10 protein-coding genes are annotated in these 10,642 nt (G+C 34.3%); 1 reads left to right on the top strand and 9 read right to left on the bottom strand.

Annotated elements, in window-relative coordinates:
- Positions 1 to 65: 65 nt before the first annotated feature.
- From SLH46_RS21515 to SLH46_RS21750, 8 genes are all read right to left on the bottom strand, one after another.
- Positions 66 to 617: a hypothetical protein gene (locus SLH46_RS21515; protein WP_320283292.1), complete on the bottom strand. Its 552-nt coding sequence runs from the start codon at positions 615 to 617 to the stop codon at positions 66 to 68.
- Positions 618 to 628: 11 nt separating this feature from the next.
- On the bottom strand, positions 629 to 2,173 hold the full coding sequence (locus tag SLH46_RS21510; RefSeq protein WP_320283291.1) for a T9SS type A sorting domain-containing protein: 1,545 nt from the start codon (positions 2,171 to 2,173) through the stop codon (positions 629 to 631).
- A gap of 348 nt (positions 2,174 to 2,521) precedes the next feature.
- Positions 2,522 to 2,929 (bottom strand): DUF3244 domain-containing protein, encoded by a 408-nt coding sequence (locus tag SLH46_RS21505; RefSeq protein ID WP_320283290.1) that lies wholly within the window; start codon positions 2,927 to 2,929, stop codon positions 2,522 to 2,524.
- A 336-nt stretch (positions 2,930 to 3,265) separates the two neighbouring features.
- Complete coding sequence (locus tag SLH46_RS21500; protein WP_320283289.1) at positions 3,266 to 4,930, bottom strand: tetratricopeptide repeat protein; 1,665 nt, start codon at positions 4,928 to 4,930, stop codon at positions 3,266 to 3,268.
- A gap of 76 nt (positions 4,931 to 5,006) precedes the next feature.
- Positions 5,007 to 5,324 (bottom strand): recombinase family protein, encoded by a 318-nt coding sequence (locus tag SLH46_RS21495; protein ID WP_320283288.1) that lies wholly within the window; start codon positions 5,322 to 5,324, stop codon positions 5,007 to 5,009.
- Positions 5,325 to 6,391: 1,067 nt separating this feature from the next.
- Positions 6,392 to 7,714, bottom strand: coding sequence for an ATP-binding protein (locus SLH46_RS21490; RefSeq protein ID WP_320283287.1), 1,323 nt, complete (start codon positions 7,712 to 7,714; stop codon positions 6,392 to 6,394).
- A gap of 130 nt (positions 7,715 to 7,844) precedes the next feature.
- A complete protein-coding gene (locus SLH46_RS21755) occupies positions 7,845 to 7,958 on the bottom strand; it encodes a TOTE conflict system archaeo-eukaryotic primase domain-containing protein (protein ID WP_442873578.1) in 114 nt (37 codons plus the stop codon).
- 540 nt (positions 7,959 to 8,498) lie between these two features.
- On the bottom strand, positions 8,499 to 8,825 hold the full coding sequence (locus SLH46_RS21750) for a LytR/AlgR family response regulator transcription factor (RefSeq protein ID WP_442873577.1): 327 nt from the start codon (positions 8,823 to 8,825) through the stop codon (positions 8,499 to 8,501).
- Positions 8,826 to 9,380: 555 nt separating this feature from the next.
- Here SLH46_RS21750 and SLH46_RS21485 point away from each other — a divergent pair.
- The gene (locus tag SLH46_RS21485; RefSeq protein WP_320283286.1) at positions 9,381 to 9,728 is read left to right on the top strand and encodes a helix-turn-helix domain-containing protein; all 348 of its coding nucleotides are present in this window, start codon (positions 9,381 to 9,383) and stop codon (positions 9,726 to 9,728) included.
- Positions 9,729 to 9,760: 32 nt separating this feature from the next.
- Here SLH46_RS21485 and SLH46_RS21480 read toward each other — a convergent pair whose 3' ends face one another.
- On the bottom strand, positions 9,761 to 10,351 hold the full coding sequence (locus tag SLH46_RS21480; protein WP_320283285.1) for a hypothetical protein: 591 nt from the start codon (positions 10,349 to 10,351) through the stop codon (positions 9,761 to 9,763).
- Positions 10,352 to 10,642: the final 291 nt, after the last annotated feature.

The raw sequence follows: 10,642 nt of genomic DNA, 5'->3' as shown, positions 1-10,642 counted from the left end.
TTACTCCGGCGCAGGTGGTCAACTTAAATCGTAGAAGGGTGGTCAGTTTAAGCGGATTTTCCAATCTAGAACCTAAACCCAAGTTGAATTTCAGCTAGACCGTTTGATATATTAAGCCCATAGTTTTTATGGGTGATGCCTCCAGGTGTATCATGAAATTGATAGTAAAAACCGTGTGAAATTTCAACTCCCAATTTCAGTACTTTGTTAAAGTAATAGGAAACACCTAAAATCGGATTAGCTCGAAAAGTGTAGTAATTTATATCTACTTCGAAACTGCGGGAAAATTCCCCGCCAAACTCAAAACCATAATAATATTCGACTGTTCTTCTCACTGTCCACTTCGGGAATTCCATACCTAACATTATTCCAACATTCATAAACTTATCTCGCTCTTCCGGATCAGTCATATCATTTCTCTGATAACTTAAATGTGTAGTAGAAATCCTGAACAGTCTATTTTCGTTTCCGAATTTGTATCTTAACGAAAATGCATCAAGAGTACTGGTTCCTATATTGACTTCGTACATTTTGTCTTGCCCAGTTGAAACAAAGAACATCATGGTAAAGGTTAGAAATAATAGAAATTTTGATACGATTGTTGGGATGCGAGACATTTTAATGGTTTTTATTCAATAACTAACTGGCGCTTATATACTTCTTTTTCAGTAATTATGTGAACAAAGTATGTGCCAGTTTTTAAATCGCTTATTTCAATCCTTTCGTTAAGGCTTGAACTGTCAACTTTTTTCCAAACATTACCCTTTTTATCCAGAATTTCTATCATATAATTACCTAGCTCCCCAAATTCATTTTTCTTTATTATTTTCTCACTTACACTTCCTTCTAAGGTAGATGTTTTAGCTAACGTAACTTCGGGTTCTTCTTGGAGTTCCATAAAGCTTAATTCGACATAGCTATCTGCGGGATTGGGATACATTGTGACATAATATCCACCACAATATCCACCATACATATAGTCGGTTTCGATTTTTTTATTCGTTCCACAACATGTATTGGCATATACCTCTACCATTCCTCCAGGAGATGAATTTGTATTTACTGATACCATATTATTCCATGTATAGTATTGTGTCCATCCAGAAGGTACATTCCATGTATATGACGATGTTGTACAGGGCCCTTCATTCATTAAATAGATATGATATGTTGTATTTTCGCACATTACTGAGGCATCTTGTCCTCCCGAAGTTAATAGGTCTAAATATATATCATCAAAAGACGGACCATTTAAACGGACATGTTTATCCGGCAAATCAACAGAAGCATTACAGCCCGAGTTGACAAGCGTTGCTTTAATATAACCGTCGCCCTCTGATGAACTTGAAAAAGTGCAGGGATTGGCTCCCTGAGAGCTAACCCTGTTAATGAAACTTGTAGCATCCCATACAATATCAAAACCTGATGGAATATTATTTATCTGATAGCTTTCTGACCCACAAATAACTGAAGGGCCATCAATTGTCAATCCTGTAAGTACTCTTGAGACAGTCCTTATTTTCTTGTTTGATGGAATAAACTGAGTCCCACAATGATTGTTTTCCCCCCAAACTTTTATATCACCTCCTGAACATTCATCTGGAATTACAGTAATTGATCGAGAAGTGGTTGCATATTCATTTGTCCCTGTACTAACGACACCGCCTACGCTCCAACCGGCCGGAATATTCCATAAATACTCAGAAACTTCTAGTCCTGCATGGTCTGTTATCTCTAACGCTGAGTAAGTAATCGGTGAGGATGATGAAAATTCTACCTCCCAAATCCCAGAAATGCCATTCGAGCTAGCACCATTTAGGGAGTGGATCTGTACGCCGATTGTCGTATTTGTTGCAACTGCGCTGGTACCTGAACTTGTTGATGCAGTAATGCTGGGGATTGTTAACTTGCCTGTAGCTTCATCATTCCATCTAACCTTACAGGAAATGTCATTTTCACCGCCACCTTCAATGATCACTCCACCTTCAACCACCCATGCTTCATTTGTTATGATATAACCACCGTAATTTGTTTCATATTCGTATTGCTGAACGTCATTGGGACATACCTCTTCACAATCCGGACTATTGGAACAAATAATTGCAGTGGTCATTTGAGCTTTTAAGTTAAGCCCACACAAAAAGAATAAAAATAGTAAGTAATAATTTTTCATGGTTTAAAATTTAAGTTTAAAATAAGAGAGATTTATATACTAAATAAGGCATACGACAAGGCCTCATGACCCCACAATTACCTTTTGCAATCACAACTATAACTCACTGTCTATCTGCATTTTTATTGGCATACAAAAAAATCAACCTTTATGAATTATCAAGTGTAGGATGTACTAAGAGTTGTTTGTATAAATTCTGCATTTAATTGGTTACTTCAACATTATTAGTAGTTAGTAAGAATAATATCTACTTGGATATGAGAGCTTGTATTTTTGAGACGAACTTTTGTTCATGCTATTGATTAAATGGATGAACTCAAGAGCTATGTTGCCTTTCAAATTTGAGACTTAATGGATAATCTCAAAGTCACCATACAAATAGTTACCGTCATAGTTGGTAAAACGGATTTCATAAGTACCATTATCCCAGTCAGAAATATTAATAAAAATATCTTGTTGTGTTTGTGTATTTATATTCATTTCATAAACTAAACCTCCGATTAATGAGTATATTTCAATAATGATGTTTCCGATATCAAATAAAAAGTTTACTTCTAACTGAGATGAACCAACAGCTGCGTATATTGGATTCTGTTGTGGCGACCGCGAGCCTGAATCATCTAAAGACCCATCAAGGATTATTTCTTTTTTCGTATCAGTATCACCAGGATTGATAGGAAGACGATTCAAAGAATGGCTAATATTTGGAAGTAAAATTGTAAATAAAATAAAACAGATTAGGAATAAATTTTTCATGATTCTGGGTTTTATCGATTTGATAAACAAAGCTATGCGTGAATAAACTTCTAAACAAGCATAGAATGCGGCTATTAAGTATTTCACCAGAGCACCTCACTTACACATCCCTATGTATCAACATGTTAAGCTTGCGCCTTTTTTGATTGTATTAAGTTTTTAGGGAAGGTCAAGTACTCTAGAAGTGATGATTTCTCAATATAATTTGCAGTATAGTCATCAACCGCAAAGTTAAAAAGGGATGTACTTTGTACTTGAAGATATTCTGAAAGCTAACACCGGCAAATTATAATACTCAGTACTATCTAGCTGTTATGCATGTTTGGTTTCTCCATTCTATTTTACTTCTTGAATTAAAAAATCACGAAGATTTCCGCGAGTTTTTATACCCATTTTTTTTCTAATAGCACTTTTTTTGACTTCGATGGAACTTACCCTATAATTTAGAATAAGTGCGATCTCTGTGTTGTTAAAGTCTGCATAAGCTAAACAGCAAATACGAAACTCAGACTTGTCGAGTTGAGTGAATCTGCTTCTTAATTTTTCAAAAAAACCATTGCTTGCTGTATTTAATGCTTCAAATAATAAATTCCAATCTATATTTTTCTGGCCATAAACAACTTCATTAAATTTTAGGAGCAAACGCTCACTTTTTTTCCTTTCATCTCGTTTAAGATATTTTTCTAATAATGCGGCCTTCTTCAATATATCGAAATGGCGTATTAGCACATTTCTGAAGGTGTCTTCTTTTTCATTAAACGTACGAACCATTTCCTTCATCTGCGCTATTTTCTGTTCAGCTTCCCGTAATTCTTTTTCACGATTCGCTACCCGTTTCAAAAACCAGAGGATAACTAATAAAAAAATAAATACCACCCCCAAAGCAAAAAGAGTAAATCGCTGTCGTTCTATTAAAAGTTGTCGATTTTTGTTCTCAATTACCTGGAAATTATATTTTGCTTCAATATCCAAAACAGCCTTGTTTCTATTTTCTGCTAGAATCTCAGCGAGATGTTTATTAAACAATTTGTATTTATCTAGTGCATTCTTATAGTTTCCTTTGTTTTCTTCTATGCCGGACCACGTATCGTATATGCTGGCAACAAGAGAATTGTTCTGTTCGTGAGGTAAATGCCTTAAAGCTCTTTCCAAGTGAACAATCGCTGAGTCATTCTCCCCTTCTAATTCATAAACACGGGCAATATTAGTTAGCAATTTCGCATTATTTAATGAATCTGTACAAAATTCCATCGCCTCCTTGAAGTAATAATTAGATTGTTTCCAATCTTCGAGTTCTCTATAAGCTACTCCTAGTCCCATTCGTATTCCTATCTGTTCAGTTTTAATATTGTATTTGTCAGCCAGGTATAAGCCGTTATTGTAATGGAGAAAAGCACTATCCGTTTTACCTAACACCAAAAAACAGTTGCCAAGAAGTTTTGAAGAAATGACCTGGTTCTTATAGTCTTCGATTTGACTGAAATAATCTCTGGCAGCTACGAAATGACTAATTGCCTTATCTTTTAGAAGTTGTCGATAATAAATGTTCCCTATAGCACTTCGGCATAATCCTTTTAAATTAAAGTTAGTGCTATTCTTTAAATATTGTTCTGTTTCTAAATATTGCTGCAGTGCTTCTTCATAATTCTTTTGCTCTTGATAAACTCTGCCGCAATAAAAGGTTGCCAATGCAATCTTTTCTGGGTTGTTAGTATTTTGATAATAATCACGAATAGTAAAAATTAAAGTGTCCGAGGTAATATCTTTAAAGGATTTATACTTAGCCTGTAGACCCAACAGGTAATATTGATAGTAGACCTCTTTCTTTAATCTTTTCACATTGGTTATTTCATGAAGTAAAAGCAAGGCACTATCTGGGTTCAGTTCAAGAATTGATTCTGCTTGATCAAGTATAGGCTCAATTGTTTTTGATTGTTTTTGACAAGAAGTACCGGATAAAATTGTGCTCAAAATGACCAGAATAAATATTCCTTTGTACATGTGTTTAAGATTTAAAATAAGTGAGATGAATAGTTTAGTTTTTGAGTTTAATTCCAATCAGGGTCGATTAGTTATTTTATATGGCTTCTCGAATCGGGATAGTAATATCAAACATCCCTTCTTTCAGACTTTTAAACTGAATTCCGGGTTCAATATAATAATGCGGTAAATCAGTTAACCCTCTAGAGGTTCGCCCTAATCTGTCTAGACTATCAGCAACAAAAACATCTCCTATCCTTAACTTTGATATTAATAGATCAAACGGTGGCTTAAGTATTCTTTTTCCTGAAATCTTCTCTGAAAATATTTCTTGACACCCAGCTGATTCTTGTGAGTCAATCTGAGAGTCTAGAATTTGTTCTTTTGTTGAAACCTTGGTATAACCAAAAATCATAATATATAAGTTCGTTTATAGGTTAAAAAGTTGAAATAGTGAAAGTAGAATAAACGAACTACAATTACAAACCTATACGTTGTTACACACATTAATTTGCAATCATATTATTTCAAGTTTGTTTAATCCCTCGTTTAAATGTGTAAGCTTTAATAAATCAGTTGTGTCGATCCGTCGACGAGGCTTTCCATGCAACTCATAAAGGATTTCCTGAGCGGAGGAAATTGTATACATACATTATTTGAAGGTTGTTGACATCTCTGCATACCTCCAGATTTGCCATATAAAGGATACAGTGTGAAAATCCACCTAATTTGACTACCCTTTTACGATATAAGTTGCCCACCGGTCAAGAAGCAAATTAACCACCTCTGATTTTTCCAAAACGGACAGGACATTTTCAGAGTTATTTTGAATCATACTTAATAAAATAATCATTCTCCCTTTTTAAATTTTCTTGTCATGGATTCACCTCTTCATTATATCTGATTTATCAGAGGAATTAAAATGCCGGTCAAGTTATTGTAGTGTAAAAATCAGTTTTAAATTTTGGGATGGAGTCAGATCATGTAATTTGACAATATCCCGCATATAGCACCTACTATAATTTCGGAGTTCCTTTCTGTTTTTCTCTTTTCATATATCTCAAAATGCCATCATAATCTTCATGGAAAAAGTTCGATACTTGCCCAGGTGGGCCCACTTGTCTTCAAAAGGGTATGATTTGTCTTCATTACCCTTTTGTTTTTTTAACGACTTTTTCATATACATTTTCAGCTTTCACCGAATATCCAATATTTTATAACCATTTATCGGACATATTCATGGGTTATCAAACATTTTACGGGTGATCCTTCTTCTCTGAGGTCTTCATAAATTGAATTTTGTAAAAATATGGCGCGATTATTTTTGGGTCTATACTGAATCATTTATGAGCCAATTGAGCCATTTATGAGCCAATCAATTTATACGATGTTCCTGCTCCAACTTTTCCATACGTTTTTAATTGGTGGAATATTTCAGGTTATTCGGACATTTATCGGACATTAACCCAATTTATCGGACATTTATCGGACTTTCAATTTATAAAAGGTTCCTTTTCTTTCACCCACTTTAATAAGAATTCCGAGTTCAATTAACTTCTCAAAATCCCTAAATGCTGTTTTTTCTGTTAATCCAAACATTCCACGGTAAATACTATTTGTAATTTTTCCATTCTCTTTAGTATAAAGAACAGCCTCAATCTGTCTTTCAATTAAACCTTTTTCAAGAAGATGCTTTTTAGAGAAAATATCTTTAAATACCGTTACACTAATTCCTCCGGAAGAATATTCAATTATCGGTTCAGGTAGTCCAGCCTTTTTACATTCGTTTATAATTTTGATTGTTCCACGTCCCCATGCTTCAATTAGACCACCTTTAAAAAATGTACTTGCAAGAATCGGGTTATGAGGACGAGATGAATGTTTCATTTTCAAGTCCTCAAATGTCAAGTCTTCCGGCAGTGAACCTTCATTCCATACAATGAGTTTATCGTCGTAAACACTGATTTGAATTGGTGCACCCATATAATCTCGATGCACGATAGCATTCAAAATGATCTCACGAATAGCTTCGTAAGGATATTCCCAACTTTCAACACGTTGCAACCCTTTGTACGAAATTGGAGAAACAAAAAACTTTCGGTCAAGAACCTCCAAGACTTTATCTGCCAATTGAAAAGCATTTCCTTCAATTACTTCCTGAAAACGCAGGTCATCATCTGTTTGCCCAAACCTTCCAATTTTTACAAAAGCGTTTATGAAAAATCTACACGGATTTTTACCAAACAAAAGTATTGCCGAACGTTTGAGGCTCTCATCTTCCAACAGTAAAAGGTTGTCAAGTATTTGCTCTAGGTTTTCTTCCTCTGCAATAAATGGCAATCTTTTACTTGCAATAGCTCCTTTTTTAAACGCTTCAATAGCAGAAAGGTCAATATCCTCAAAGTTAGCACGTGGTTCAACAACATCGTCCCATGTTTTTCCTGCTTTCTTAAGCAGAAGATTATTTAGAGCATTTCCTTTAAGTTCTTGTTTGGTGCTTCCACTTCTGTAATGATATTTGCCCTGATATGAGATCAGAACATCGTATGGTTTTACATCAATTTCAATGTATTCTTTTCCATCCTTGTTTTTCAAATCAACATCACAAATAATTCCAAGCTGGGTTTGGATTTTATTGGGAATATCTTCCATCAATCGCTTTGCCTTTGCAACGCCGACAATTTCTCCATTATCATTCTTACCAATGATTATCTTTCCACCTTTAGCATTGGCAAAACCACAAATCCATTTAAGGTATTCATCTCTCCAACTTTCTTTCCACTCTATATTTTGACTTTCCGGCATTTATTTTATCAGTTTGTTATAATATCGTTTTCATTGTTTGAACATTTTCTCAAAGTAATCAATTTTTAAATCCCTGTAATCAAAAATTACTGGTGGACTTTTTGAACGTTGAATCCGTCCAATCAACCTTTTACGCTGGCATATATCCACTTCGTCCATCCTTTTCCCAACGAACTGCATAAATATCTGTCCTCCCTCTGAAAAGAAATTTGTATAGGTTGATGTTCTTGTTCTCAATTAGCATCTTTCAAAGTTACTTATTCTTGAAACAGAAGAGAATATTTTGGGCTTAGATTGTTGTTAACACATAATTGAAATTCGGAGTTCAAGGTCTTTTGCGAGATTTACATAATAATATTTCTACAATCTCACATTCTTAACCTTTTTATTTTTCTGATTTGTATTCATAAAATGCAATACATCCTCATAATCTTCCAGTAAAAAGTTCGATACTTGCCCAGGTGGGCCCACCCTAATAAACAAGGCACTTTCAGCGATGAAGGTGCTTTTCGTTTTTTAGCCGGGTACAACATGGGTACAACAAAATTTTCTTCCCCATCAAACACAGTGCTACCACATCCCAAAAACTGGTAACAGTTTTCTTTTACTTTGATATGGTTAAATCCGTGCTTCATTTTTTAGGTTCCAAACTATAAATTTAGGGATTTAATTTTAAATATTAATCCCATATATTAATTAGTCATTTCATACATCAAGGACCAAACACGAAATGAAAACTCGAATCTCTATGATTAAGGAAAAGGCAACAAAAAAACAGCCCTAATCAACTAATCAGGGAGATGGATTCCCACAAATTATTTGATCTGGATTTTGAAACCGGCAGTTTTTCACCATTGGCTAAAAATAACCTACTTTCATTTTTCACGATTTTATGAATGAATCTCAAGTTAACGATATAGGATCTGTGCATTCTGACAAAATAAGGAGAAGAAATCTTTTGCTCCAACCATGTAAGATTTTTTGAACAATAAACCTTTCGTTTATTATCTAAATGAATTCGTGAATAACTCCCTTCGGCAGAACAATAAATAATTGTATTAAGCCAGATAATCTCTGAACCTGAAGAGGTATTAATGACTAAGCATTCCATAAGATGGATTTGTATTAAGGATTTAATGGTTTATAAATTTGCTTCAAAAGTAATTGCTAAAGTTCATACAAAATCGAGTAGAATTACCTGATTCTTCCCGGGTATTTTTACTCGAAATAACTCTCGCCAATAATGAAAAATATCCACATATTGGATATTCATCAGTAGCTAAAAGAGCCGGGTACAATATTCATATTAGCTTTAGATTGATTAATCAATATGTTCATTAAAGGTTTGCTCCGCTTAAACATAGAAAAAAATTTCTGTATTCTATATCTTATTTTTTAAACGGTAGGTTCTAGCTAATAAGCGGTAAGCTTCAGTATATAAACGGTATTGTTGCAAACAAAATGCTTTAACAATACAATCCATGCTGATCGTTTATTTTCCGTTATTACATTCATTGCGAAACTCATTCTTTCGGTTTAATCATTATTTAATATTTGCAATAGATTATAAGAATTGGGTTTTATGAACATGAGCATCAAGTTTATTGCCCAAAGCATGCAATTGCACTATATTTGTGATGTTGATAAATGATTTAATCTTGAAATCATGAGCTTTGCACAACGGTTAAAAAAGGCACGCACGGACAGGGGGCTTTCGCAAACTGACCTTGCCAATATGGTTGGGATACATTATACCCAGGTGGGCAGGTACGAGAAAAAGGGCGCACAGCCATCGGCAGAGGTTTTGGCAAAGCTGGCCAATGCCCTTGGTGTTTCTTCAGATTACCTGACAAACGGCACACCAGATGATTTGGCAGAAAGCTCGCTGGCAGATAAAGAACTGTTGAACCAGTTTAAGAGCATTGAAAAACTACCGGAAGCGGACAAGAATGTGGTTAAGGTTTTTTTGGATGCGTTTATTACTAAAAAGAAACTTAAACAGTTAGCTTTATAAAGCAAAAGCCCCGGTTTCCCGAGGCTCTTAATTTATTCATTATATAAATCTAGTTCTTTAACAATTGGTATATCTTCATATCTCCCAAAAAAATCAAATTTGAAACGATAATTAAAAACACATTCTGATGTATCTAGAATAGAATTCATATTTTCATCATAAATTTCATACTGCTCCCGTTGTAACTTATTTGCTTCCAGAGAATAAATTTCTTTTTCTGTAATTACGCCATCTCTGCATACTCCGTTGAAAAAAGAAGATTTTCTGATTAAAGCCTTTAAATTACCTTTTGCATCATAATAGGAGGTGTATTTATTATTCCAATCCCCAGATTCGCTATAAGGGGATTCAACAAAAATTAGAACATCTCTATCAATCACAATGTTAATAATTGACAGATAATCTTCGTCCCAATTAGATTCTCCTGTAATACATTTATAGCTCCCTTGCTCTGTCTGAAGGTAAACATGATTGTCTTCTTCGTTAACGTTTAGCAGCACGCTGTCTCCAATAATCTTATAGTATTCCCAACTATTTTCTTGCGTTGTTTCTTGCTGAGGACTACAGAAAGTAAAAAAAGGAATAATAACAGTTACCAATAAAGCTATCTTATTAATTTTCATCTTTTTTCTTAAATGTCAAGGTTGTTTTTCTCTTTACATATTTATCATTAATACTCGTTGTATTGCTACCATTCATTTGTTTTTGGTTCGCATCTCTAATGGTTCTAAAGTTCTTATCCGTCCCTCTTTTATCCATGTGGATTTTGTCAGGTTTGGAGAAGTCACCTCCCCATCTCCAACTCTTTCCTTTTACTTTCTTTATTAATTTGTGTTCTTTAGTGACAGTACTGTTTAACGTCAGAACCTATTGGACAAATTTTTCTATAAACTTAAGAGATACTTTTTACATTT

It is taken from the genome of Draconibacterium sp. IB214405, from assembly GCF_033963885.1.
GTDB lineage: Bacteria > Bacteroidota > Bacteroidia > Bacteroidales > Prolixibacteraceae > Draconibacterium.
The sequence above is the reverse complement of the archived record's forward strand: the minus strand, read 5'-3'. Positions and strand labels throughout refer to the sequence as shown.

What these genes read in the sequence shown, in the direction of transcription:
- SLH46_RS21515 (WP_320283292.1), bottom strand. Translation starts at nt 617, where the DNA reads ATGTCTCGCATCCCAACAATCGTATCAAAATTTCTATTATTTCTAACC.
- SLH46_RS21510 (WP_320283291.1), bottom strand. Translation starts at nt 2,173, where the DNA reads ATGAAAAATTATTACTTACTATTTTTATTCTTTTTGTGTGGGCTTAAC.
- SLH46_RS21505 (WP_320283290.1), bottom strand. Translation starts at nt 2,929, where the DNA reads ATGAAAAATTTATTCCTAATCTGTTTTATTTTATTTACAATTTTACTT.
- SLH46_RS21500 (WP_320283289.1), bottom strand. Translation starts at nt 4,930, where the DNA reads ATGTACAAAGGAATATTTATTCTGGTCATTTTGAGCACAATTTTATCC.
- SLH46_RS21495 (WP_320283288.1), bottom strand. Translation starts at nt 5,324, where the DNA reads ATGATTTTTGGTTATACCAAGGTTTCAACAAAAGAACAAATTCTAGAC.
- SLH46_RS21490 (WP_320283287.1), bottom strand. Translation starts at nt 7,714, where the DNA reads ATGCCGGAAAGTCAAAATATAGAGTGGAAAGAAAGTTGGAGAGATGAA.
- SLH46_RS21755 (WP_442873578.1), bottom strand. Translation starts at nt 7,958, where the DNA reads ATGCTAATTGAGAACAAGAACATCAACCTATACAAATTTCTTTTCAGA.
- SLH46_RS21750 (WP_442873577.1), bottom strand. Translation starts at nt 8,825, where the DNA reads ATGGAATGCTTAGTCATTAATACCTCTTCAGGTTCAGAGATTATCTGG.
- SLH46_RS21485 (WP_320283286.1), top strand. Translation starts at nt 9,381, where the DNA reads ATGAGCTTTGCACAACGGTTAAAAAAGGCACGCACGGACAGGGGGCTT.
- SLH46_RS21480 (WP_320283285.1), bottom strand. Translation starts at nt 10,351, where the DNA reads ATGAAAATTAATAAGATAGCTTTATTGGTAACTGTTATTATTCCTTTT.